Below are 23690 nucleotides of genomic sequence, written 5' to 3'. Positions count from 1 at the left end.
CCACAGCATAGAGATTTGGCACGCGGGCAGCCATTCAAATTCAGGTGGGTCGGGTGGATTCCTCAGGGCATCCCCGTGACGTTGTGTCTCCGTCGTGATACCTTGACGCCATGAAAACCAAGCCCCTTGCCGATATCCTGGAACGCGTCGAGACGTGGCCGCCACATGTGCAGGACGAGCTGGCGGCCTATGCCCGCGAGCTTGAAGCCGGCGTGAAGGGGGACGCGTATCAGCCAACGCCGGAAGAACTTGCCGGCATCGATCGCGGATTGCGGGCTGCCGATGCTGGCCGGTTTGCCACCGTGACTGATGTCGAAGCCGCCTTCGCCAAATTCCGCCGCTGATGAAGGTCGTCTATACCGACGAAGCTCTCACAGACATCGATCAGATTGCTGACTGGCTTATCGCCCATTATCCGGCGATCGCCCCCACTGTCGGACGGCGTATCCAGGCTGTCGTCGCGCGCATCGCACGATGGCCAGACAGTGCCCGCCTCGTTCCCGATCGCCCGCATGTTCGCGCCGCACCGCTCGGCCGCTATCCTTATGTCGTCTTCTATCGCGTGACAGCAGACACGATTGAAATCCTCCACGTCCACCATGCAGCGCGACAATCGCCGGACGATAACGAGAAAACATAGCGAAACGCCTGCGATCGCTGCGACGCGATCCCCCGATCAGTTTCTGCTCATATTGATGGTGACGTTCCGGATGTCGCCTTCGGACGATATCGAGAAAGACTGCTTGTTGCCGCGCGTCGAGAGCGACAGGCTGGCCGAGAATCCCGGCGCGTCGATGACGGCCGAGATGAGGCCTCCGGACTCCCTGCCCGCGATGCTTCCGCTGATTCCGCGACTGGTTTCGCTCCATGTTCCGGCGATGGTGCCATCCTGGCTGACCACGTCGCTGTTGAGATCGAAGCGGTAGCTGTCGCTCGCGCAACGCAAGCTCTGCAGAAGCCGCCTTTCGCCATTGCTGACCTGGTATGTCGCCTTGCAGCGAAGCCGCTCCTTCGATCCGTCGGACAGCGAGATCGCTCCCGCGCCTGCCCAGGATCCGGTAAGGCCTGTGAACGGCGGCGACTGCGCCGCCGCCGAACCCGAGGCGGCGACGAGCAGGATCGACACCAGGGCAAGCCGGCGGGGCGAAACGATCTTGCGAAGCATGGAAAGTCTCATGAGGTCACTCCTGTTTCAGCACGCATGTGCCGGGTTTGAAAGTCGCATCGCGCATCAGTTGCCGCTTGCGACTTGCCGCGTGATTGCTGTGTGTGACGCCGCCACGGCATCCTGATCGTCGGAGGGCGGGGATTTCGACCAGAGACGGTTGCCCCGCGCCCTCTCATAACCGTATTGGAACAGCGCGCGCATATAGGCGGTGTCGAAGCCGGACATCGGCGATGGCGGTCGATCGCCCTCGATATAGGTCAGATTGAATCCGAACTTGTTGCGGCGGGCGAAGGCATAGGTGTTGTAAAGGATGGACCGTGTCTGAATCTTCGTCACGGTCGATGACGCCCGCGCAGCGATTTCGATGGTGGAATTGGGAATGACCTGAAATTCCCGTTCGATCTTGTTGTTGATCAGGACGTAGAGCTGCAGCTTCTCTGCCCTGGCGAATGTGGCGTCGCGCAGCAGGAAAGCCTCCGGCAATGTCAGGACAGGCGCAGTGACGCCGCCATCGACATGCATCTCCTCGAAGCGCTTGCCGTTCGCCTCCGCGGTCACCAGCATCGGCGGAAACACCACGGGCAGACTCGCCGAAGCCGCGACAACATCCCGGAACAAGTTCAGTGCTTCGGGCGTACGCAGCGAAGCGATCCGTCCCATGTCCCACATGGCGGTCCGCTGGGAGTCCAGGTTGGTCGTGACGACGAACAGCATCCGCCCCTTCGCGTGTTCGGCTGCGACAGCCGCGACGAAGGTCTCGTCGATATACTTCGCCACCAGCTCGCGTAGCCGCGTGTTGCCGAACAGGCCCGAACCAAAGATCGCATTGAACGGATTGGGTGCATCGAGCAGGCTCGCGGCAACGCCGCTGGTGTAGACGTCACGCAAGGTCGCGTCATAGTCGGAACCGAGAAACGCGAAGGGCGCGATCAGTGCGCCGGTGCTCACACCGGAGACCATCGAGAACGACGGGCGCGTCCCTGCCTCGGTCCAGCCATTGAGCACGCCGGCGCCATAGGCGCCGTCCGCCCCGCCTCCGGACAGCGCCAGATAGGTTCGAGGCCCCCGCAACACGACCTGGTTCTGACCGCTTCGGAACGTCGAGGCCGGTTCGTCCGCATAACGGCGCAGGTCCGTAAGATCGAGGACGCGCGCACTGGATGCATCCGCGGCGCTATGCGGCGTCCGTGGCAGCGACGAACATCCGGCCACCAGAAGGCTCAGCGCCGCAGCGACAAGCAACGAAACCGACGGCCGCCAATGGTAGCCATGCATGACATGTTCGGTCAGGAGAGCGCTCACGGGTTCGACGCCCCGTCCATAGAACCGCGTCGCAGGGCGACCTGAAGGGATGCCGCCGCGGGTTGAGCGACGAGTTCGAGGTAGTCCCGGTGGATCGCCTGGACGGTCGTGCGCTCGTCGAACTTCACCCGCCAACTGCTCGGCGAGCCGCGGCCCACGATGACTCCCTGGCGATCGCCGTATTTGGGATGCCGCTCACGACCGAGAACGCTCATCCGGACACGGGCACCGCGGAACAGCCGCGGCGGCGATGCGTCACTATCCGCATTCATCATGCAGCCCTCGCCCGGTCGGGCGCCTGATGGGCAATCAGTGTCGCTTTCGCTGTGGCCACGGTTTCGATCAGCTTGCGTCGCCGATCTGCGGTGCCGGCCGCATCGGCTGGCAACGGAGACATCATTTTGAAAGCACTATGCATTTGACCGCGCGTGTTAAGTGAGCAATCACTCACTATTATTGACTGACTCAAAAGTCAATAGCAGCCCTGCCGGGGATCGATTATCCTGGTCCCATGAATGCTGAGCTGAAGAAGCGCGCCCGACGAAAAGCGGAACGACCGATCGAGATCCTCGACGCGGCCTTCGAGGAATTCGCCAAAAACGGCTATGCCGCCACCCGGCTGGAGGATGTCGCCGCCCGCGCCTCCGTCACCAAGGGCACGATCTATTTCTATTTCGAAACCAAGGAGCGCGTGTTCGACGAGATGATCCGATACAAGTCCCAGGCGTTCTTTCCCGAACTGGAAAGCTATGCCGGGACATTGGAAGGATCATACAACGCACGCCTGCGTGCGCTCATGGTCTTCGTCTATCGCAAGATTGCCGAGGACAGACCTTTCCGCGAAACACTCCGCTTCCTGATCGCCGACGGCTCCCGCTTCCCCGACCTCGTGGACCGGCACTATGACGAGTTCATGCGGCCCGTCATCGACCAGTTCCGAATGGTGATCGAAGCGGGAGTCGCGGCTGGCGAATTCCGCCCGTCGCAGGCAAGCACATTCACCGAAATCGTGATGAGCCCGGCGCTGCTGTTGACCGTGTGGTCACTGTTGTTTGGAACGCGAAGGCAGATCGACGTCGCGGTCTTCACCGATGCCAGTATCGACCTGTTGATGCGAGGGATCGATACCTCCCGTTAGCCCCGACGCGGTTTAGGTCCTCAAAACGTCGGCGGCGTGCAGGCGCTGATCACTTCGCAGGGTTTCGCGCCGACGCAGCGGAAGCGATGCGGACGGCGGCTTTCGAAATAATAGGCATCGCCGGGATCGAGGATGCGGCGCTCCTCATCGACGGTCACTTCCAGCCGGCCTGACACCACGATGCCACCCTCCTCGCCGTCATGCACCAGCGGCACCCGTCCGGTGTCGCTGCCCGGCTCGTAGCGCTCCTTCAGGATCTGCAGGCTGCGGCCGAACAGATTGTCGCCGACCTGGCGATAGGAGATTGGCGTCTTGCCGATTTCGGTCAGCTCATCCGAGCGGTAGAACGCCTTGCGCGGCCGGTCCGGTTCGATGGCGAAGAAGTCGGCGAGCCCCATCGGAATGCCATCGAGAATACGCTTGAGCGCGCCGACCGACGGGTTCATCTGGTTGGACTCGATCAGCGAGATCGTCGAATTGGTCACGCCCGCGCGCTTGGCCAGCTCACGCTGCGACAGCTTGTGACGCCCACGCACGAAGCGCAGCCGTTCGCCTAGATCGATGGTCACGCCAAATCCCTGTTGCGAGTGTTTCGGATCGAACAAATATGACCCGGCCCATTCAATAAAATCAACAGGTTAATCAGATCGAGAAAAGGACTTGTTGCATTCGGGCGAACATGATCCAGATGCTGAATCAGCCAAGGGAGCCGCGCCGTGACCGTTCATCAGATTCCGAACACGCTACAACTCGAGTCGTTCTGGATGCCGTTCACGGCCAACCGCCAGTTCAAGGCGGCACCGCGCATGTTCGCATCCGCGCAGGGCATGTATTACACCACCGAAGACGGCCGCAAGGTGATCGACGGATCGGCTGGCCTCTGGTGCACCAATGCCGGCCACGGCCGCCGCGAGATCGCCAGCGCCGTTGAGAAGCAGCTTACCACCCTCGACTTCGCCCCCGCGTTCCAGATGGGCCATCCGCTCGCCTTCGAATTCGCCAATCGTCTGGCCGAGATCGCACCCGCCGGCCTCGACCGCATCTTCTTCACCAATTCCGGTTCGGAGTCGGGCGATACCGCGCTGAAGATCGCGCTGGCCTATCATCGCGCCAACGGCCAGGCCTCGCGCACGCGCCTGATCGGCAGGGAACGCGGCTATCACGGCGTCGGCTTCGGCGGCACCTCCGTCGGCGGCATGGTCAATAACCGCCGCGCCTTCTCGTCAGCCCAACTGCCCGGCACCGATCACATCCGCCACACCCACGATCTCGCACGCAACGCATTCTCCAAGGACCTCCCGGAGCACGGCGCCGAACTCGCCGACGACGTCGAGCGTCTGGTCGCGCTGCATGGCGCCGACACCATTGCCGCCGTCATCGTCGAGCCGGTGCCCGGTTCGACCGGCGTGCTGCCGCCGCCGAAGAACTATCTGCAGCGCCTGCGCGAGCTCTGCACCAAGCACGGCATCCTGCTGATCTTCGACGAAGTCATCACCGGCTTCGGCCGCCTCGGCACGCCGTTCGCCGCAGATTATTTCGGCGTGACGCCGGACCTGATGACCACCGCGAAGGGCATCACCAACGGTACCGTGCCCTGCGGCGCCGTGTTCGCCAGCCGCAAGATCTACGACGGGCTGATGACCGGGCCGGAAAGCCAGATCGAGCTGTTCCATGGCTACACCTATTCGGCGCATCCGGTCGCCTGCGCCGCGGGCATCGCGACGCTGGACATCTACAAGAGCGAGGGACTGCTGACGCGCGGTGCCTCGCTCTCCGACTACTGGCGCGATAGCCTGCACGCGCTCAAGGACCTGCCCAATGTCATCGACATCCGCAATTGCGGCCTGATGGGCGCCGTCGAACTTGCACCCCGCAAGGATGCACCGGCTGCGCGCGGCTATGACGTCATGGTCGACTGCTTCAACCGCGGACTCTATCTGCGCCAGAGCGGCGACGCCTTCGCGATGTCGCCGCCCCTCATCGTCGAGAAGAACCAGATCGACGAGATCGTTTCGATCCTGAGCGACGCCATCAAGCGCGTCGCCTGAGTCCACACACGATCTGATCCAACAAGGCCCGGATGAAGCCCCTGCTTCATCCGGGCCTTGTTGTTCAAGAGATCCGGCTGTCGATCAGCTGGCGCTGCCATGCGCCCGTGCGCACATCCGTGTCACATGATCCACGCTCATCACCGGCGTCGGCGCAACGGTGTCGCTCGAACCTGTGCTGGTCGTCCATGAGAGACCGCCGAGCGACGCCATGACAGGCGCTATGGCAAAGCGCGACATCATCGCGACATTCACCATCGCCGGCACGTCGACGCGGGGATGGCTGACGATCGCGTCCACGATCAGGCCGAAGGCGGCCAGTCCCAGTGTTCGCTTGCGAGATCTGATTGAGGTCTTGCGGAATTGGATCGGCATCGCGGGCTCATTGGCTTGAGGATGCGCACGCACCAAGGTGGGAGCGCGCCGACGGGTCGACGTCGCGCGCCATTTTAGCGATCAACTGTGACTATCCGGTCTGATGCCGCGAACAACAAAGCTCGCAACCGATCACGTCGCGAAGAGTCGCCCAATATCGGTCATCACATCTTCATGAGGACGGGCAAGCTACATAGGAGAAGCTGACCCGGCGTGGCCCGGATAGAGCCGTTGCGAAATCCGGGAGCTTTGCAAGGCTACTCTGAACTACGGCTCCGGTCGCCCATACTCGAACAGGTGCGCGGCATCTCGCACCTTGACCAAAGCATGCATACACAACACCATACAACTTCAGCGAGGTTGCCTACCGGCCAACTGCCGAGCGTCCACCATGAGGTCTTGTCGTCTTGCCCAGCCCGCCGCATGCGTTTCACACACCGCAAACATCCTACACAAAGGATGATCTGCTCAGGTCGAGCGAGGGCGGCTATTTCGGTCCGGGCAATGCACAATTGCCCGCGCCGCCGATGCTGATGATGGATCGGATCACAGAAATCACCCTGAATGGCGGCGAATTCGGCAAGGGCCAGATCGTCGGCCAGCTGGACATCACCCCGAGCCTTTGGTTCTTCACGTGCCATGCCCTCGGCGACCCGGTGATGCCAGCATCTCTCGGTCTAGACGCCATGTGGCAGATGATCGGCTATTGGCTTGGCTGGTCGGGCTCGCCAGGCAAAGGGCGAGCCATCGGCGTTGGCGAGGTGACGCTCAGCGGGCATGTCACGCCAGACATCAAACGCGTGCGCTATGAGGTGGATATGCGTCAGGTGAGACGCGGCAAACTGACTCTCGGAATTGCGAATGGCCGCGTGCTTGCCGATGACACATGTGTCTACGTCGCGAAGGATATGCGCGTTAGTCTGGTGACGCCCGCGGACTGAGCTGAGCAAGCGTAGGACGGGTTGAGCCCTTCGCGAAATTCATCACGGCGCGTCACGCGACAGTGATGGCGCCGCTTCGCTCCTGCCATCCTATGCGCTCTCGAAATTGGTCGTCGAATTCGGGGGGACCAAACTCGACGCGAGCGCGGTCTTTTTTTGATGGTCAGGCCACGCCGGTCGAGGAACTTCCAGAGCGTGCCGATGGCGGCCTTCACGCCGCGCTCCTCAGGCAGCTCGCCTGCATTTCGGCCAGCGTGATGTCGCGGTCGGCGTCGATCAAGCCTTGCAGATAGGCCCCGTGCGGGTCGAGCTTCGCGCCCTGAGGCTGACCCAGCAGCCCCTCGCCTTGCGCTCCCTGGTTTCCCGCGCCCGGCGCACCCAGATGATCGCCGCATATCGGTCATCACATCTTCACGAGGACGAGCACCTCGACACGGCGAGCAATCGCCATGCTTCGTGTCATCCGGACAGCGTCTCGATGACACGACACTCACAGACTCTGCCGTGACTGCACTCTTCCACCATGCGCTTCAATTCTTCGCGTAAAGCGGTGAGTTGCGCAATCCGGCGCTCGACGTCCGACAGGTGCCGGCGCGTGATCCGGTCGACCTCTGCGCAAGACTGATCTGGTCCCTCGCTCAGGGTCAGCAATTCGGCGATGTCGGCGATCTCGAAGCCGAGCTCGCGGGCGTGCCGGATGAAATTCAGGCGGGCGACATCCTCCGGCCGATAGCGGCGCTGCTTTCCCTCCGTCCTCGTGGGCGCGGCCAGAAGGCCAATCCCCTCGTAGTAACGGATCGTCGGCACCTTGATGCCCGTCAGACGCGACGCTTCTCCGATTGCGTAATCCATTTTTCCCTTGAACCTCTAGTCGCTAGAGATTGTACGCTTGTCTCACATTGAGAGGAAGCCGATGTCCGACAAGACCTGTTGCACCACCGACACCTGCTGCGAGCCGACGCCCATCGATTTTTCGAAGGCGAACGCGAAGCCTGTCTCCCCGGCGGCCTGCGAGACCGAGGCATGTGGTTGCTCCGGCGGCGTTCCGGTCTTCGACGGCGTCGATCCCCGCTACAAGCGCGTGCTGTGGACGGTCATTGCCATCAACGGCATCATGTTTCTTGTCGAGATGATCGCGGGACAAATCGCGGGATCGCAGGCGCTGAAAGCGGATGCGCTCGACTTCCTCGGCGATACCGTCACTTACGGGCTGAGCCTCGCGGTCATCGGCACCGGCATCAGGACGCGGGCAACGGCGGCTTTGTTCAAGGGCCTTTCGCTCAGCGTCATGGCTCTATGGGTGTTCGGTTCGACCGTCTACCACACGCTTATCCTGGGCGTTCCAAGTGCCGAGGTCATGGGCGCGATCGGCTTCCTGGCGCTGGCAGCCAACCTCGCCTCGGTGCTGCTCCTGATGCGTTACAAGGACGGCGACGCCAATGTGCGCTCTGTCTGGCTGTGTTCCCGCAACGATGCCATCGGCAACGTTATTGTCATGTTCGCAGCCCTGGGAGTCTGGGGCTCGTCGAGCGCGTGGCCGGATCTGGCGGTTGCCGCCGTGATGGCCTTCATATTTCTCTCCTCCTCGGTGCAGATACTCCGTCAGGCCCGGACTGAATATTCCGAACAGCCCGCGCCCGTTGGCCTGTCCCAGCGTTCCTGAGCCTAACATGCTGCCCTCTATTGCTGACGTGCTCGCCCGCGGCGATGGCCTTGAAAATAATCCTTGACGTTGTTTTCGGAGAGATTATATTCCATTGCATCCCGTCCCACTTTGAGGGGCGTTGCCAGGGACGCTTGTTAGCGCGGGGCGGGATGTGGCGCCTGCGGGCGGGAGGAAGACGTTTCCTCACGCACTCGGGAGGCCTTGGGTCACCGTCCGGCCCCACTACGGGGGTCTGCCACTCATGCTGGCTGGACGTGGCATTGGTGAACGGCGGGAAACCGTCGGGATAAGCGGACTGCGGAGGTCTGCGCCTTTGCCCGGAAGAACGGTCCCGGGGACAGAAATCGCCACGATGGAGCGTCGAAAGGCGTTTCCGCGGCCTCTGCTGTCCGGCGATCCGGACACTACGCTGCGGCACTGTACCCAAGTCGCGCCTTTCGGCGCTTCATCTCCCTCATTTGCGAGGGAGGCCACCGGGACGGCCACTCACGCGCACAGGCGCGGGCAAGGATGGCTCACGCCCGTCCCTCACCTGCATCACAGCGATCAACAACATCATCACGGGAGGTCACATGCTCCTTGGTCACAAGTATCCGCGTCTCACATCGACAAATTCCACGCTGCGGCAGCAGACGTTAGCGGCCTTTCGTCTACTTTCCCCGTTACCGTGCGATGCGGTAGCCTGCCTGCGGGACTCTGCATTCCGCGACATCCGTCACGGCGCAGAACGGGCAGACAACAAGAAGAACGGTCTGCGATCCAGAGCGAGCGCTACGGCGCTCCCGCCGCTCTGGAGCGCGCCGGCAGTCGAGGAAATGAAATGATGAAGAGCTTCGTCCGCGCCGTGAGCGTGATCGCCGTGATGGCAGCCGGCGCCGGCAGCGCCGAGACTGCCTTTGCGCAGAGCTGGCCGAACCGGCCGATCCGCATGGTCGTGCCCTATACGCCGGGCGGCTATACCGACCTGATGGCGCGCCTCGTTTCCGAAAAGATGTCGGCGGCGCTGGGCCAGCCGATCGTCATCGAGAACAAGCCGGGCGCCAATGCCGCCATCGGCACCGACGCCGTCGCCAAGGCAGCCCCCGACGGCTACACCTTCGGCACCGTGATCGCGGCGCATTCAGTGAATCCGACGCTCAATCCGAAGCTGCCCTATGATGCGATGAAGGACTTCACTTACGTGTCGCTGACCTCGGTCGCGCCGCTGATTTTGATTGCGACGCCGTCCCTGCCCGCCAAGGACATGAAGGAATTCATCGCGCTCGCCAAGGCGAAGCCCGGCTCGCTCAATTTTGCCTCCAGCGGCATCGGCTCGGCGGCGCATCTGACCATGGAAATGCTGAAGAGCCGCGAAGGCATCAATCTGCAGCACATTCCCTACAAGGGCACGTCCGGCGCGCTGCAGGATACGGTCGGCGGCCAGATCAATGTGATGTTCGACGTCATCGGCCCGCTGATGTCGCAGGTGAAGTCCGGCAATGCCAAGGCGCTCGCCGTGGCTGCCAAGGAGCGCGTACCGGCGGCCGGCGACGTGCCGACCATGGCGGAAGCCGGCGTGCCGGATTTCGTCTCCGGCACCTGGTCCGGCATCATCGCGCCGGCGGGCACGCCGAAGGAGATCGTGGATCGCGTAGCCGCGGAGGCAAAGAAGGCGCTCACCGATCCCGACCTGAAGAAGAAGCTCGACGATCAGGGTATCGTCCCCATGGGCACCACCCCGGATGAATTCCGCGCCTTCCTCACCGACGAAATCGCGCGCTGGAAAAAGGTGATCACGGACGCCGGGATCAAGATGGAGCAGTAAGTACATAGCTCGTCATTCCGGGGCGCGCTGATCTGCGAAGCAGACCGGCGCGAACCCGGAATGACAGAGCCGCCCTCACCCTTCGCTGCGCGTTTTCAAAATCGCCAGATGCACGAAATGTAGCTTTCCCCTCACCGCTTGCGTCAGGTGAAACGGATAAGCGTCGCTCATGCCCATCGAACGATTGAGTTCGTTCATGCTGTAGGACACAGCATCCCACAGCGACAGCAACGCTTCGAAGTCACGCTCGAGATAGGGATCGTCCAGCGTATGGCGCGAGCGTTCGTCCAGTGACAGCGGCAGCGACGACGCGGTGTCCAGCGTCGAGACGATATGCAGGAAATGCGCGAAGGTCTCGGCCCAGTCTTCCCACGGATGCGATGTCGCATATTCGCTGATGAAGGCATCGCTATTCCACGAGCGATCGGCGCGATTGTGATAGGCCGCGAGTGCTTCACCGTAGTCGCGGGTTTCATCGCCGAAGATCAGACGGAACGGACCGATGAGCTGCGACTGATCGACCAGCGCTTCCCAGTAGAAATGCCCGACCTCGTGGCGGAAATGCCCGAGCAGCGTTCGATACGGTTCGCGAAACGCCGCGCGCCGCGCCTCGCGCTCGGCATCGTCAGCTTCCGAGAGGTTCATCGTGATCAGCCCCGACAAATGCCCGGTCATGATCGGATGTCCGGCGGTCTCGTCCGAGAGAATGTCGAACGCGATATGCGCGCCGCTCGACACGGCAAGGGGCAGTCTGAGCCGCATCAGGTCATAGGTCAGACGTCGCTTGGCTTGCTCAACCCGCTTCCAGAGCGCGACATTGCGATCGGATACCAGATTGGGAATTGTTCGCGTAAGCCGGCAGGACGGACAGAACGGATCGCTGTCATCCGTGGCCCAGTTGCAGGCGATCAGATCGCGATTGGCACAGGACATGGCCGACGCAGCGCTGACGACATTGGACTGCGCGGTGTCGAAGATCAGCGCCTCGCCGCATTGCACGCAATCGCTCTGCTCGAAGAAGACGCGTGTCTGGCAATTGGGGCAGATCAGTTGTTTCATGGGTGAAGTCTAACCCGAAACGGCCGGGATGGTTCAACGCGCTCACAACATTCGCCGCCCGGCCGTGCCAGTCATGCGCGATGCCGGCATGCAGGAATGGCGCTTGAGCCATCCGCCCAAATCGCGCTTCAATCCTGGCGTTCAGAAGAACCAATAAAATCAGACCGGGAGGCCATCATGAAGACGCTCGCAGGAGCCATCTGCGCTCTGGCGCTATTTGCAGGCAACGCGCAGGCGCAGACCGTCAAGGATTTTCTGGCGCAGGTGATGGTCAAGTGGACCGCGCCATTCGAGCCTTTTCAGCTGATCGACAACATCTATTACGTCGGCACCGACGGCATCGCGGTCTATCTCATCAAGACATCCGACGGCCTGATCCTGATGGATACGGGCGTCCCGCAATCGACCGGGATGATCAAGGAGCACATCGCAAAGCTCGGCTTCAAGGAAGCCGATATCAAGATCATCCTCAACAGCCATGCCCATTTCGATCACACCGGCGGTTTTGCGGAGATCAAGAAGGACACCGGCGCGCAACTGATCGCAGGCCGACGGGACAAGCCATTGCTCGAAAGCGGCACCTACCCGGGCGATGAAAAGAACACCGATATTGGTTTCCCGCCGGTCAAGGTGGATCGCACCGTCACCGAGGGCGATAAGGTCACGCTCGGCGGCACCACGCTGACGGCGCATGCGACACCCGGCCATTCGCCGGGCTGCACGAGCTGGGAGATGACCGTGAAGGACGGCAGCGAGAACCGTGAGGTCCTGTTCTTCTGCAGCGGCACCGTGGCGCTGAACCGGCTGGTCGGCAATCCAACCCATGCCGGCATCGTCGACGATTATCGGTCGACCTATGCCAAGGCCAAGGCCATGAAGATCGAAGTGCTGCTCGGGCCGCATCCGGAAGTCTATGGCATGCAGGCCAAGCGTGCTGCGATGAAGGACGGCGCGCCGAATCCGTTCGTGAAACCGGGCGAGCTTGCCGCTTACGCTGCAGTGCTCGAACAGGATTTCGACAAGCAGCTCGCCAAGCAAACGGCTGCGCTGCAAAGCGGCAAATAGCGACTGCCAGCCGCGGCGAGCGATTTGTCGCAAGCCGCGGCAGTTGTCGGCGATTGCGGTCGGCTGGTAGTTTTGCGCATCAGATGAGGTGCGCCCATGGAACTCGCCTGCCCCTGCAACGCCGTGAAGCTCAGGATTTCAGCCGACCCCATCGCCCATTTCTGGTGCCACTGCGCCGACTGCCAGACCGTCCACGGCGCGGCTTATGTGGCCGAGGCCGTCTATCCGGCTGACGGTGTTGAAGTCGTTCAGGGCGACACGACATCGTTCGCGCTGAAGACGACCCCGCGCCTCAGTTGCGCAATGTGTGCCACGCGGCTGATTATCGAACTCGACGGGATCGGCATGCGCAGCATCAACGGCTATCTGCTCGGGGACGCGTTCAAGCCGAGCCTGCATATCAATTGCAGCGAGGCGATCGCTCCGGTCCGCGACGGCCTGCCACATTACGCCGCCATGCCGGCGGCGTTCGGCGGCGACGACCGGCTGGTCGACTGGTAGGACGCCGAGGTTTTTCCTCGCTAGGGCAGCGCCAGCAGGCCTCCAGCAACAATCATGGTCGCCAGCGCCGACAGCGCCAGCGACCAATGGATTCCGATCATGCTGCCGACGACGCCGACCGAGATGCCGCTGAAGGCGCGCAAGCCCAGGCTCGCCATATTGAACAGACCGATGACGCGACCGCGCTTGTCCAGGGGTGCATCGAGCTGCACAAGGCTCTGTGCCATGGCGTTGAACGACAATTCGAGGAATCCCGCCGCAAACAGGAACAACAGCGCGATGGCGTAATGACCGGTCAGCGCGAAGATCGCCAGCGCGCCGCACCAGAGCAGCGCCAGTATGATCGCCGTACGCGGCTTCGGCGCCAGCAATTGCCTGCCCTCCAGCGCCAGGCCGGCAAGCAGGCCACCAGCTGCGTCAGCCGCCAGCAGCATGCTGTAGGACATGCCGGGATCGCCATGGCCGAGATCACTGGCGAAGCCCGGCATCTGCGAACTATAGGCGTTGCCGACGAAGAACGAGGCCGCGCCGGCCAGTGCGATCATGGAGACGATCACCGGCCGGTGGCGAACGTCGCGCATGGTCTGGACGATGTCCGCAAAGCCCCGCACGGCGCGCTGAGGCGCGGGCGCGCCGGTGCGAAAGCGCGGACCATAGGGCGCCTTGATCAGCCACAGCACCAGCGGCAGATAGAAAATGGTGTTGAGCATGATGCCATAGGCCGGCCCTAGCGCGAGCAGGATCACGCCGCCGACCGCAGGCCCGACCATGACGCCGAGATAGCGCGCCATGGCGTTCAGACGCACCGCGCTCGGCAGGTCGGCGGAACCGACGACGTCGTAGAGCAGCATCTGGTTCGGCGTCTGCCAGAGCACGCCGGCACAGCCATGAATCACCAACAGCACCATCGCCTGCCACATCTGCAGTGTGTCAGTGATGAAGAAATAGCCCCAGCCCAGCGATGCCAGAATGAACAGCGCCATGCCGCACTGGATCACGCGCCGAGGGTCGAACCGCTCCGCCAGCGCGCCAGACGTGACCGAGAACAGCAGGAACGGCAGCCAGTGCGAGACGATGGCGAAACCACCCAGCGCAGGCGACTGGAATTTCTGAAACACCACCCAGTAGCTGATCACATGCTCGATATTGTCGGCCATCATGGCCAGCACATAGGTGATGAATTGGGCGCGGAATCCCGGGTGATGAAGCGCCGCGAAGGATCGTTTGGTGGGCGATGCGCCGACGGTCTGCGCTGGGGTGTCGCTCATCGGGAGGGGAATCTTCGCAAGCAGGAGAATCCCGCCATCGGCAGCGACGGCGGTGCGGAGTCGTTACATCGCATGTCTTCGCCCGGCACAAGGCGGCTTCCGGCATAGGACGCCTCGCCATCTTGCATGCAATTGCATTCATCCCTACCTGTCCCCGGCAACCATCAACCCTGCCCCTTTTCCGGAGCCAGCCTGACATGACCGACGCCCCCTACACGCCTCCCAAAGTCTGGACCTGGGACAAGGAAAACGGCGGCAAATTTGCCTCGACCAACCGGCCCATCGCCGGCCCCACCCATGAGAAGGAGCTCCCGACCGGCAAACATCCGTTCCAGCTCTATTCGCTGGCGACGCCGAACGGCCAGAAGGTCACGATCATGTTCGAGGAACTGCTCGCTGCCGGCCATACAGGCGCGGAATACGATGCATGGCTGATCCGGATCGACGGCAACCAGTTCGGTTCGGGTTTCGTCGATGTGAACCCTAATTCCAAGATTCCAGCTCTCATCGACCGCAGCGGCGACAAGCCGTTTCGCGTGTTCGAATCCGGCGCGATCCTGGTGCATCTCGCCGAGAAATTCGGCGCCTTCCTTTCAAAGGGCGGCGAGGCGCGCGCCGAAACCCTGTCCTGGCTGTTCTGGCAGATGGGCAGCGCGCCCTTCCTCGGCGGCGGCTTCGGCCATTTCTATGCCTATGCGCCGACCAAGATCGAATACGCCATCGACCGCTACGCGATGGAAACCAAGCGCCAGCTTGACGTGCTCGATCGCCAACTCGCCAACAACGAGTTCATCGCCGGCAAGGAATACAGCATCGCCGACATGGCTATTTTCCCCTGGTATGGCGGCCTCGCGGAGAGCGCGATCTATGGCGATGCCGGCACGTTCCTCGATGTGCAGAGCTACAAGAACCTGCAGCGCTGGACCAAGGCGATCGCAGCACGTCCTGCCGTGAAGCGCGGTCGCATGGTCAATCGCACCTCGGGCGACCCGGCCGGCCAGTTGCGCGAACGCCATGACGCCAGCGACTTCGACACGAACACGCAGGACAAGGTCGAAGCGAAGAGCTGAGACGAAGACTTCGAGTTGACGTCGCTTCAGCCCGGAATCGAAAAGCCCCGCGCGAGCGGGGCTTTTGCACGTCTGGATGCGTGAGGCAGCAGCCTCAGCCCTTCATGCACTTGTTGACCGATGAGGTCTTGGCGGCGCCGGCCAGTGCCTTGCCCTCGGCGCTCTTGGCGTTGTCCTCGCAGCACTTCTTCATGAAGCTCTTCTTGGCAGCGCCCGCGAGCGGCTTGCCGTCGCCGCTGACGGCGTTGCAGGATTGCGCCATTGCGGGCGCAGCACTGAACAGGCTCAAGAGAACGAGGACAGACAGACGTTTCATGGACCGACTCCCGGTTTGCTGGAGTCGCAGCCTAGCGCAACGGCCGGCTCTCGCAAGACCGGCGTTGCATCACGGGCCTACCGCCTTAAACGCTATGTCGCGGCGCAGCGATCTCGCCGCGCACCGAGGCAACGCCCATCTCGAAACTGTCAGCGATACGGCGCGCGCGGGTCATGAAGGCCTCGGTGACCTCAGCCGGAAATATCTCGCGCGCGGTCTGTTCGAACAACAAAAGCCAGCGATCGAAATGTTCACCCTTCAGCGGCAGCACGAGATGTGGACGCATAGGCCGGCCATTGTAGCGGCCGGTCTTCAGCATCATCGACGACCAGAAATCGCTGATCTGCGCGATGTGATGATCCCAGTCGGTCACGGCGCTGTTGAAGATCGGCCCCAGCAAATCATCCTCGCGGGCACGGCCGTAAAAGGTCTGCACCAGAAGCGCGATATTTTCTTCATTCAGGGAGGGCTGGAAGCTGGTGAAGCCGATTTCGGAGGTCTGCGTCATGCGCCCTCATGTAGGCGACGGCGGCCAGCTCGGCAACCGCCATCGCCCGAAATCCGTTCTGCAATTGATCCAGCGCAAGCTCAGTTGCGACGACCCGCCGTCTGCGTCCGTTCCATCAGGTCCCCTTCCGAGCGAACGCCATAAAATGCCTGCAGGAGCATCCCCCGACGCAACTTCCCGGGTGTGATGGAGCGGCACCCAGAATTCTTATAGAGCTGCCGAACTCCTCGGAGAGACCGTCCGGTGTCGCATTCGCCAACACGCGGTACTCTCCGGCTTTTTGCGATAGGATGACGCTGATAACCGTGCCCCGAAACCGCAAGGACACCTTCACTTGCCCGAAGCTCTCCTCTCCGCCCGCTCCGGCGAGTTTCCGACCTTTGAAACCTCGGATTTCGCGGGCGAAGGCTCGTTCTACTTCGACCTCGTACGACTGGAGGACCGCGACGACATCCCGCGCGGTTTCCTGCACCGGCACAACTACTACCATCTGCTCTGGATGACCCGGGCGAGCGGCACGCACACACTCGACTTCGCGCATTTCGACGTGCGCGACCACTCAGTGTTCTTTCTTTCGCCGGGCCAGGTCCATGCCTGGACGTCATCGGTCAAGCCTCACGGCTACGTGCTGAACTTCAGCACCGACTTCTTCGCGCGGATGTTTCCGCGCGCCGAAGATGTCGCGAAACTTCCGTTCTTCCATCCTGCGCGCGGCAACAGCGCGCTCTATCTCACGCAGGCCCAGCATGACGGCATGCTGCCACTGCTCTGCGAGATGGAGCGTGAGGCACGCGATCGCCAGCCGGGATTTCCCGATGTGGTGCGGGCCAGCCTGCTGATCCTGCTCACGCGCCTGCGCCGTGTGTGCCCCGACAACGAGCCCGCCGGTGGCGTTGGTCCACACCAGGCGCTCGCGCGCCGTTTCGCGATGCTGGTGGAAACGCACTACCTGCGCTTCGGTACCATCGGCCAGTACGCCGAGGCGCTTGGCGTGAGCGAGCGCCAGCTCAACGATGCGGTCAAGCGCACTGTGGCGCGCACGGCCAGCCAGGTGGTGCAGGAGCGCGTGGTCCTCGAAGCCAAGCGCTGGCTCAGCAACACCGAAACGGGCATCGCCGAGATCGCGTTCCGCCTCAATATCGAGGATCCGGCCTACTTCGCGCGCTTCTTCAAGAAGCAGACCGGCCTCACGCCGGGCGACTTCCGGAGGAAGCATTGCCGTCCACTGGACTGACACGCGAAAAAGTCCAACACAACGTCTGATCCGTCCTAGCGCCGTCGCCGCGCGGCTGCATAGAGTGTCCCGCATGGACGCCTGACCGGGCGCTGCCATCGCCACCTGCGCGTTTGTATGCGCAGGTCGGCATGGCATGACGCCCACCGCCACGACCGCCCCGCATCTGCGGAGCGCGCCGTCGGCAGGACATAAAAACAAGAGGCAGAGGAAACAAAATGCACAAAGCAATCATCCCGTTGCGGAGCCTCGTCGTGGCCGCAGCATTGGCCCTCACCTCAGTCAGCGCGATGGCCGATTATCCAGAACGTCCCCTGCGCGTGATCGTGCCGTTCGCCGCCGGTGGTGCCACCGACGTGATCGCGCGCACCGTGGCGCAAGCCATGTCGGTACGGCTCGGCCAGTCGATCGTGGTGGAAAACAAGGCCGGCGCCAACGGCAATATCGGCGGTGCCGCGGCGGCGCGCTCGGAGCCCGACGGCTATACGCTGCTGATGGCCACATCGAGCCACGCGATCAATGCATCGCTCTACCAGAAGCTCAGCTACAGCCTCACGCGCGATTTCGCGGCCTTGTCAAACCTGGCGTCGGTGCCCCTGCTGCTGGTGGTGCACCCGTCGGTGCCAGTCAATTCGGTGAGCGAACTCGCCGCTTACGCCAAGGCCAATGCCGCGAGCGTCAACTATGCATCGGGCGGCGTGGGCACCGCGTCCCATCTGTCCGGCGAGCAGTTCAGCACACTGGCTGGTGCGAAGATCACGCACGTCGCTTACAAGGGCGGCGCGCAGGCGCTCAACGATATGATCGGCGGCCAAGTGCAGATCATGTTCGCCAACCTGCCCGAAGTTCTCTCTCTGGTGCAGAGTGGCAAGCTCAAGGCGCTGGCGGTGACGGGCAGCACGCGTCACGCCGCCTTGCCCTACGTGCCCGCTTTCTCAGAAACGCCGTTCCCCGGCATGAACGCGCGCTCGTGGTTCGGCCTGTTCGCACCGGCCGGCACGCCCCCCGCTATCGTCGAGAAGCTTGCGCAGACCATTGTTCGGAGCGTGGCTGACCCCGCTGTCCAGGAGCGGCTCAAAGGGCTCGGCGCCGACCCCGTCGGCGACGATCGGGCGACATTCCAGAAATACGTGAACGACGAGGTGGCGCGCTGGGCCGTGCTTGTCGCGCAGTCCGGCGCCACCGCCGAATGACCCTATTGATCCGCCACCGCTCGAGGAAACCCCATGCTGCTTGACGTTCGCACCTACACCTGCCGCCCCGGCACGATCAAGAAACACTTGGCGCTGTATGCTGAGCACGGTTACGAGATCCAGAGCCGCCATCTGGGCAAGCCGCTGGCCTACATGCAAACCGAGACCGGCAACGTCAACAGCTACATGCACATCTGGGTCTATGACAGCCCAGCCGATCGCGAGGCCAAGCGCCAGGCGCTGCAGAAGGACCCGACCTGGGCCGACTACCTGAAGATCAGCGCCGAGGCCGCCTATCTCATCAGCCAGGAAAACCAGTTGATGACGCCGGTGTCCTTCTTCAAGCCGTAGGCGGACCTGCAGTCGCGCATCTGACTGCCGAACCTATGATGCGCCGCATTCTTGATGCCGCGCATCCCTTCCGTTCATCAGGTGGATGCCACGCCTGCGGGCCCGGCAGCCGCGGAGCCTGCTAGAGCATGATCCCGAAAAGTGGACACCGGTTTTCGGACAAGATCATGCTCTCATAGAGAAAATAGCTAGAGTCTGATCCATCGAAGATGGATCAGACTCTAGCGCAAGCTCAGTTGCGATAGGACGGATCGACCCGGTCGAGCTTGCGGAGCAGCGCCGGCCAGGCCAGTTCGCCGCTGAGGCCTGGAACATTGTCGCGTGGCTTCATGCGGTCATAGGTATCCTGCAGGACCTTCTGTGGCGGCGTGATCAGCTTGGTGTTGCACGACAGCGCTGCAACCTGAACCTGACAGGCCCGCTCCATCCGGAACAGTACGTTGAAAGCCGCGGCGATGGTCTTGCCGACCACCAGCAGGCCGTGATTGCGCAGCACCATCGCCTCGTGATTGCCGAGATGCGCGATCAGTCGTTCCCGCTCTTCTGGATTGTCCGCGATGCCCTCGAAGTCGTGATAGGCGACATGAAGGAAGCGCATGCAGGTCTGCGCCACCGGCAGCAACCCGCATTCCATCGCCGATACAGCCATGCCGGCCACCGTATGGGTATGCGCGACGCAATCGACATCGTGACGCGCCATGTGGATGGCACTGTGGATCACAAAGCCCGCAGCATTCACAGCGTAGTCAGACGCGTTGAACAGCGTGTTGCCGTCGAGGTCGATCTTGACGAGGCTCGACGCATCGATCTCCTCATAGAGCATGCCATAGGGATTGATCAGGAACTGGTCTTCCGTTCCCGGCACGCGGCAGGAGATGTGGTTGGCGATCATCTCGGTCATGCCGTACATCGCCGTGAGGCGGTAGCAGGCCGCGAGATTGACACGCGACTGCCATTCCTCGGGGCTGACCTGATCCTGCACCGAACGGACGACTTTCACGGCGGGTGAGCTGACGACTGCATTCATTGATGTTCTCCCTTGATCTTGTTCTCGCGGTCAGTCGACCGTGATGTTGGCTTCGCGAATGAGTTTGCCCAAGCGGTCGCGCTCGCTCTTCACATGAGTTTCGAGTTCTGCCGGCGTCATCGGCCACGGCTGATTGCCGATCGGCTCCATCTTCTTTGCAAATTCCGGCGTCTTGACGATGCGGGTGATGGCGGCGCTAAGCCTGTTCAGCACCGGCTGCGGCGTGCCCGCCGGGGCGAAGACCGCGAACCATGTCGCGCCGACGATCGAGTGGAATCCGAGCTCCTTGAAGGTCGGCACATTAGGCAATTGCGGAAGGCGCTCCTCGGACAAGACCGCCAGCGCGCGGTACATGCCCGCCTTGTGGTTTGGCACGGTATTGGTCAGCGCCTCCACATTGCTGTCGACGATGCCCGCAAGCATGTCGTTCATCGCCGGCGCAGCACCGCGATAATGAACATGCTGCAGCTTCACGCCGAGCCCGCGGGCCACGATCTCGCCCATCAGATGCACGGTGCTGCCCGGCCCGTTGGTGGCATTGTTGACCTTGCTTGGATTGGCCAGCGCATAGGCACGAAACGCCGCGACGTCGGCAGCCGGAAAGTCCTTCTTCACGACGAAGGCGAACGGCACCTTCACCACCATCGCGACCGGCGCGAAATCCTCGAGCCTGTATTTGATGGAGGCCAGCAGATGCGGGTTGGTCGTGAAGGTCGTCGCGCTGGCGAATAACAGCGTGTAACCATCCTTGTCGGCACCGGCCACGACTTGCGCACCGATCGACGTACTCGCCCCGCCGCGATTCTCGATCACCACCTGTTTGCCGAGTTCGGTGCTGAGCTGTTCGGTGAGGATACGCGCGACAATATCGGTCGTTCCGCCGGGCGGAAATGGCACGACCATGGTGATGTTGCGCTCGGGATATTGCTGCGCCTGCCCTGGCGCTACGGCGAACAGCGATGCGGCAAGGACCGCGGCGATGGCAAACCATCGCCCCTTCTTGTTGTTGCTCACGTTTTCTCCCTTTGCGCCGGTCCATTGGGCTTTCGCCTGGAACGACATTATCGGGAAAGGCTAAAACAAGAGCCCAGCCGATGCGACGACTAAATAAGCCGGGCAGCTATCGGATTACATGGGACGCGCAATCGACGAACGGGACGCTGCCGTCTCGGTGAATCAAAGCACCGTGGCGTTCGAAAACAGGTTGATCACGACCTGATCCTTCCTGCCGACCGATAGCGGCTGCTCCATGCATTCCGGGGCAGTCAGCACCGCTTTCGCTGCCGATGTCGTATAGAGCCATGCGGGCTATGTCCTCATAGCCTATCCCCGAGAGAGTCCCGTGACCGCTCCGACGCCCCCTGCTTTCGCACTCGATGCACCCTTCTTCAAACTCCTCACCGGGAGCTATCTCCGCACTGTCGGGAAGCCCCTGTTGGCGCCTGGGCAAGATGCAGCGTGGCTCTACAGCGACGCACCATTTGCGGTGCTCGCACATAATACTGCCGCCGATCCGGTCTTCGTCTATGCCAACAGAACCGCACAGCGCTGCTTCGAATATAAGTGGGACGAATTCGTCACCATCCCGTCGCGGCTGTCGGCGGAAGCGCCGAACCGCGACGAGCGCCAGCGCCTGCTGGATGCCGTCGCGCGTAACGGCTTCATCGACAATTATCGCGGGTTGCGGATCGCAAAATCCGGCCGGCGCTTCTGGATCGAAGGCGGCATCGTCTGGGAACTGAGAGACGAGAACGGCGAGCGACGCGGTCAGGCGGCGCTGTTCACGTCATGGACGGATGTGTGAGCGCAGCAGCTACGACGTCGCCAGCGCCTCGCGCAGCGGCCGGCGCAACTGTCCATTGGCATCGGCAAGGCTTGCGAGATAGTCGGCGGCCTCGGTGATATCGGCGACGATCTCGCGCTCCGCGGCATCGGCATCGCCTGCGACGATGGCCTTGAGCGCTGCCGTGTGGTGATCCCAGCCCTTCAGCAGCACGACATATTCGGGGATCACGAAGGACAGCACCGGGCCGCAGCGCAGCCACATATTCTCGATGGTCTCCACGAGGATCGGGACGCCCGACATCGCATAGATCTCGAAGTGAAACTCGCGATGATAATCGAGATAGCTTTCGAGATTTTTTGCCGCAATCAGCGACTGCATCGTCGCCAGCAGTGACTTCAGACGTTCGAGTCCCGCCGCGTTGCGCCGGGTCGCGGCTTCCCGCGCCGCCTGTCCCTCCAGCGCACAGCGCACCACGGTCAGATCGGCGAGTTCACGCGCCGTCAGATGCGGGACGATCGCCGCATTGCGCGGTCCCTGCTGCAACACACCCTGTGCGACGAGCCGGGTGACTGCATCACGTACAGGCGTGATCGACGTGCCGAAGCTCTCCGCGAGCGCGCGCAAGGTCAGCACCGTGCCCGGCGCGAAACGGCCAGCCAGCAGCGCGTCCCGGAGCTGCGCATGCGCCAAGTCCCAGAGCGGTTCGCGTTCGATCCGTTTCAGTGCGGTCATTCTGTGCTCGCTACCTCACCCCATTGAGTCCCGCAAATTCATGTCCCGCAACCGCGGTGAAATGTTCCATTGACCCATTAAGATGTTTGTTATAACAAACACCAAAAATGGGAGGAAAACAATGTTTGTTCAACGCGTCAGCTTTGCCGCGCTCGGATTGGTATTGGTATGCTGGTCCCTGCCTGCTCACGCACAATCCAACTTTCCGCAGAAGGACATCACCTTCATCGTGCCGTGGAATGCAGGCGGCTCCAACGACGTCGCCGCACGTGCGCTGGACCCGATCCTGCGCGAGCATGGCATCAAGATCGTGATCGAGAATGTCGTCGGCGCCACCGGCGTCATCGGCATGAAACGCGTCGCGAGCTCCACGCCGGATGGCTACACCATCGGCATGGGGACCAGTTCGACGCTGGCGCTGATAGCCCAGAACAAGGCGAACGGACTCACCAACAGCAATTTCACCCACGTCGCGCGCGTCTCCACCGATCCTCTGATGCTGCTTGTGCCTTCCACCGGCACGATCAAGACCCTCCCCGACTACATCGCCAACATGAAGGCGAAGCCCGGCAAGGTCACTATCGGCACGCCCGGCAACTACAATCTCAACCACATCTTCGCCTCCATGACCGCACGCGCAGCCGGCGTCGACTATGTCAATGTTCCCTATACCGGCGGCTCGAAAGTCGTTGCCGATCTGATCGGACAGCATGTCGACTCCGGCGTGCTCAAACCGTCCGAAACGCTCGGCCAGATTCAGGACAACCTGCTTAAGCCCATTGGCATCTTCGCCAATGAGCGGCTTGAGCTGTTTCCAGATGTCCCGACCTTCAAGGAAAAGGGCATCGACGTCTTCCCGTACGGGCCCGTCGTGCAGATGGCCTATGTGGTCGGCCCTGCGAACCTGCCGGACGATGTCCGCACCAAGCTGACCACCGCCTTCCGCGCCGCCATCCAGGATCCGCGATTCAAGGAATTCGCCAAGAAGAACGTCTTCCTGGTCGACGACGTGACCGGCGACGCGCTCGCCAAGGAAGTCGACAGCGTTGCCGCCGCGATCGGCAAGGTCGCGGCGCAGACCTTCCCGAAAGAATAACCGCTGCCGGCACCCGCCGGCCGCATCCACCTGATCGATCTC

Annotated in this window: 28 protein-coding genes; 15 read left to right on the top strand and 13 right to left on the bottom strand. The window is 62.3% G+C overall.

All coding sequences use genetic code 11. The annotated features are described in order from the left end of the window. The first annotated feature begins 110 nt into the window (after positions 1 to 110). Both AB7951_RS11735 and AB7951_RS11730 read left to right on the top strand, forming a co-directional pair. Positions 111 to 344: a hypothetical protein gene (locus AB7951_RS11735; protein WP_089264025.1), complete on the top strand. Its 234-nt coding sequence runs from the start codon at positions 111 to 113 to the stop codon at positions 342 to 344. Then, positions 344 to 640 carry a type II toxin-antitoxin system RelE/ParE family toxin gene (locus AB7951_RS11730; protein WP_120292466.1) on the top strand — a complete coding sequence of 99 codons (297 nt, stop codon included), beginning with the start codon at positions 344 to 346 and terminating at the stop codon, positions 638 to 640. The genes AB7951_RS11735 and AB7951_RS11730 overlap by 1 nt, the downstream gene beginning before the upstream one ends. Before the next feature lie 36 nt (positions 641 to 676). On the opposite strand, the gene AB7951_RS11725 is transcribed toward AB7951_RS11730, so the two are convergent. Genes AB7951_RS11725 through AB7951_RS11715 form a run of 3 tightly spaced genes read right to left on the bottom strand, consistent with a single transcriptional unit; the run spans position 677 to position 2745 of the window. Then, positions 677 to 1177 carry a hypothetical protein gene (locus AB7951_RS11725; RefSeq protein WP_244558284.1) on the bottom strand — a complete coding sequence of 167 codons (501 nt, stop codon included), beginning with the start codon at positions 1175 to 1177 and terminating at the stop codon, positions 677 to 679. 54 nt (positions 1178 to 1231) lie between these two features. Then, the gene (locus AB7951_RS11720) at positions 1232 to 2443 is read right to left on the bottom strand and encodes a patatin-like phospholipase family protein (protein ID WP_120292585.1); all 1212 of its coding nucleotides are present in this window, start codon (positions 2441 to 2443) and stop codon (positions 1232 to 1234) included. Positions 2444 to 2466: 23 nt separating this feature from the next. Next, positions 2467 to 2745, bottom strand: coding sequence for a hypothetical protein (locus tag AB7951_RS11715; protein ID WP_439061674.1), 279 nt, complete (start codon positions 2743 to 2745; stop codon positions 2467 to 2469). Positions 2746 to 2981: 236 nt separating this feature from the next. Here AB7951_RS11715 and AB7951_RS11710 point away from each other — a divergent pair, with 236 nt between their 5' ends. Beyond that, entirely contained in the window at positions 2982 to 3608 is a 627-nt protein-coding gene (locus tag AB7951_RS11710) for a TetR/AcrR family transcriptional regulator (RefSeq protein WP_120292463.1), read from the top strand. Between the two features lie 20 nt (positions 3609 to 3628). Here AB7951_RS11710 and AB7951_RS11705 read toward each other — a convergent pair whose 3' ends face one another. Continuing rightward, complete coding sequence (locus AB7951_RS11705) at positions 3629 to 4177, bottom strand: cupin domain-containing protein (RefSeq protein ID WP_089264656.1); 549 nt, start codon at positions 4175 to 4177, stop codon at positions 3629 to 3631. A 147-nt stretch (positions 4178 to 4324) separates the two neighbouring features. Here AB7951_RS11705 and AB7951_RS11700 point away from each other — a divergent pair, with 147 nt between their 5' ends. Continuing rightward, positions 4325 to 5656, top strand: a complete 1332-nt coding sequence (locus tag AB7951_RS11700; protein WP_439061675.1) for an aspartate aminotransferase family protein — start codon at positions 4325 to 4327, stop codon at positions 5654 to 5656. Between the two features lie 84 nt (positions 5657 to 5740). Here AB7951_RS11700 and AB7951_RS11695 read toward each other — a convergent pair whose 3' ends face one another. Continuing rightward, a complete protein-coding gene (locus tag AB7951_RS11695) occupies positions 5741 to 6031 on the bottom strand; it encodes a hypothetical protein (protein ID WP_089264020.1) in 291 nt (96 codons plus the stop codon). Positions 6032 to 6438: 407 nt separating this feature from the next. Here AB7951_RS11695 and fabA point away from each other — a divergent pair, with 407 nt between their 5' ends. Next, complete coding sequence (gene fabA / locus AB7951_RS11690) at positions 6439 to 6972, top strand: bifunctional 3-hydroxydecanoyl-ACP dehydratase/trans-2-decenoyl-ACP isomerase (RefSeq protein WP_120292461.1); 534 nt, start codon at positions 6439 to 6441, stop codon at positions 6970 to 6972. Positions 6973 to 7431: 459 nt separating this feature from the next. On the opposite strand, the gene AB7951_RS11685 is transcribed toward fabA, so the two are convergent. Further along, positions 7432 to 7824, bottom strand: coding sequence for a MerR family transcriptional regulator (locus AB7951_RS11685; RefSeq protein ID WP_120292459.1), 393 nt, complete (start codon positions 7822 to 7824; stop codon positions 7432 to 7434). 61 nt (positions 7825 to 7885) lie between these two features. Here AB7951_RS11685 and AB7951_RS11680 point away from each other — a divergent pair, with 61 nt between their 5' ends. Then, positions 7886 to 8635 (top strand): cation transporter, encoded by a 750-nt coding sequence (locus tag AB7951_RS11680; RefSeq protein ID WP_120292457.1) that lies wholly within the window; start codon positions 7886 to 7888, stop codon positions 8633 to 8635. An 826-nt stretch (positions 8636 to 9461) separates the two neighbouring features. Beyond that, entirely contained in the window at positions 9462 to 10442 is a 981-nt protein-coding gene (locus AB7951_RS11675) for a tripartite tricarboxylate transporter substrate binding protein (RefSeq protein WP_120292580.1), read from the top strand. 75 nt (positions 10443 to 10517) lie between these two features. Here the strand turns inward: AB7951_RS11675 and AB7951_RS11670 are convergent, their stop codons facing one another. After that, entirely contained in the window at positions 10518 to 11501 is a 984-nt protein-coding gene (locus AB7951_RS11670) for a putative zinc-binding metallopeptidase (protein ID WP_120292455.1), read from the bottom strand. A gap of 177 nt (positions 11502 to 11678) precedes the next feature. On the opposite strand from AB7951_RS11670, the gene blaBJP reads away from it, so the two are divergent. Both blaBJP and AB7951_RS11660 read left to right on the top strand, forming a co-directional pair. Further along, positions 11679 to 12566 (top strand): BJP family subclass B3 metallo-beta-lactamase, encoded by an 888-nt coding sequence (gene blaBJP, locus AB7951_RS11665; RefSeq protein WP_120292453.1) that lies wholly within the window; start codon positions 11679 to 11681, stop codon positions 12564 to 12566. Between the two features lie 96 nt (positions 12567 to 12662). Beyond that, a complete protein-coding gene (locus tag AB7951_RS11660) occupies positions 12663 to 13067 on the top strand; it encodes a GFA family protein (protein WP_120292451.1) in 405 nt (134 codons plus the stop codon). 20 nt (positions 13068 to 13087) lie between these two features. Here the strand turns inward: AB7951_RS11660 and AB7951_RS11655 are convergent, their stop codons facing one another. Next, positions 13088 to 14335 carry an MFS transporter gene (locus AB7951_RS11655; protein ID WP_120292449.1) on the bottom strand — a complete coding sequence of 416 codons (1248 nt, stop codon included), beginning with the start codon at positions 14333 to 14335 and terminating at the stop codon, positions 13088 to 13090. 197 nt (positions 14336 to 14532) lie between these two features. On the opposite strand from AB7951_RS11655, the gene yghU reads away from it, so the two are divergent. After that, positions 14533 to 15405: a glutathione-dependent disulfide-bond oxidoreductase gene (gene yghU / locus AB7951_RS11650; RefSeq protein WP_120292447.1), complete on the top strand. Its 873-nt coding sequence runs from the start codon at positions 14533 to 14535 to the stop codon at positions 15403 to 15405. A gap of 94 nt (positions 15406 to 15499) precedes the next feature. Here yghU and AB7951_RS11645 read toward each other — a convergent pair whose 3' ends face one another. Next, entirely contained in the window at positions 15500 to 15721 is a 222-nt protein-coding gene (locus AB7951_RS11645; RefSeq protein WP_120292445.1) for a hypothetical protein, read from the bottom strand. Between the two features lie 85 nt (positions 15722 to 15806). Then, complete coding sequence (locus AB7951_RS11640; protein WP_120292443.1) at positions 15807 to 16229, bottom strand: group III truncated hemoglobin; 423 nt, start codon at positions 16227 to 16229, stop codon at positions 15807 to 15809. Positions 16230 to 16563: 334 nt separating this feature from the next. Between AB7951_RS11640 and AB7951_RS11635 the strand changes: the two genes are divergently transcribed. The 3 genes from AB7951_RS11635 (at position 16564) to AB7951_RS11625 (ending at position 19007) form a co-directional block, all read left to right on the top strand. Continuing rightward, entirely contained in the window at positions 16564 to 17463 is a 900-nt protein-coding gene (locus AB7951_RS11635) for a helix-turn-helix domain-containing protein (RefSeq protein ID WP_089264011.1), read from the top strand. 218 nt (positions 17464 to 17681) lie between these two features. Next, positions 17682 to 18656, top strand: a complete 975-nt coding sequence (locus AB7951_RS11630) for a tripartite tricarboxylate transporter substrate binding protein (RefSeq protein ID WP_120292439.1) — start codon at positions 17682 to 17684, stop codon at positions 18654 to 18656. 33 nt (positions 18657 to 18689) lie between these two features. After that, positions 18690 to 19007 (top strand): NIPSNAP family protein, encoded by a 318-nt coding sequence (locus AB7951_RS11625; protein WP_120292437.1) that lies wholly within the window; start codon positions 18690 to 18692, stop codon positions 19005 to 19007. A 232-nt stretch (positions 19008 to 19239) separates the two neighbouring features. On the opposite strand, the gene AB7951_RS11620 is transcribed toward AB7951_RS11625, so the two are convergent. Together AB7951_RS11620 and AB7951_RS11615 are read right to left on the bottom strand one after the other, a co-directional pair. After that, a complete protein-coding gene (locus AB7951_RS11620; protein WP_120292435.1) occupies positions 19240 to 20034 on the bottom strand; it encodes a class II aldolase/adducin family protein in 795 nt (264 codons plus the stop codon). Between the two features lie 30 nt (positions 20035 to 20064). Then, on the bottom strand, positions 20065 to 21048 hold the full coding sequence (locus AB7951_RS11615) for a tripartite tricarboxylate transporter substrate binding protein (protein ID WP_199712122.1): 984 nt from the start codon (positions 21046 to 21048) through the stop codon (positions 20065 to 20067). A gap of 328 nt (positions 21049 to 21376) precedes the next feature. On the opposite strand from AB7951_RS11615, the gene AB7951_RS11610 reads away from it, so the two are divergent. Further along, positions 21377 to 21838 (top strand): MEKHLA domain-containing protein, encoded by a 462-nt coding sequence (locus AB7951_RS11610; RefSeq protein ID WP_120292431.1) that lies wholly within the window; start codon positions 21377 to 21379, stop codon positions 21836 to 21838. Between the two features lie 9 nt (positions 21839 to 21847). On the opposite strand, the gene AB7951_RS11605 is transcribed toward AB7951_RS11610, so the two are convergent. Beyond that, positions 21848 to 22552 carry a GntR family transcriptional regulator gene (locus AB7951_RS11605; protein WP_439061677.1) on the bottom strand — a complete coding sequence of 235 codons (705 nt, stop codon included), beginning with the start codon at positions 22550 to 22552 and terminating at the stop codon, positions 21848 to 21850. Positions 22553 to 22673: 121 nt separating this feature from the next. On the opposite strand from AB7951_RS11605, the gene AB7951_RS11600 reads away from it, so the two are divergent. Then, entirely contained in the window at positions 22674 to 23648 is a 975-nt protein-coding gene (locus AB7951_RS11600; RefSeq protein WP_120292429.1) for a tripartite tricarboxylate transporter substrate binding protein, read from the top strand. Positions 23649 to 23690: the final 42 nt, after the last annotated feature.

The organism is Tardiphaga sp. 285_C5_N1_2, assembly GCF_052076065.1.
Taxonomy (GTDB): Bacteria; Pseudomonadota; Alphaproteobacteria; order Rhizobiales; family Xanthobacteraceae; genus Tardiphaga; species Tardiphaga robiniae.
This window is presented reverse-complemented; position numbering and strand designations above follow the sequence as displayed.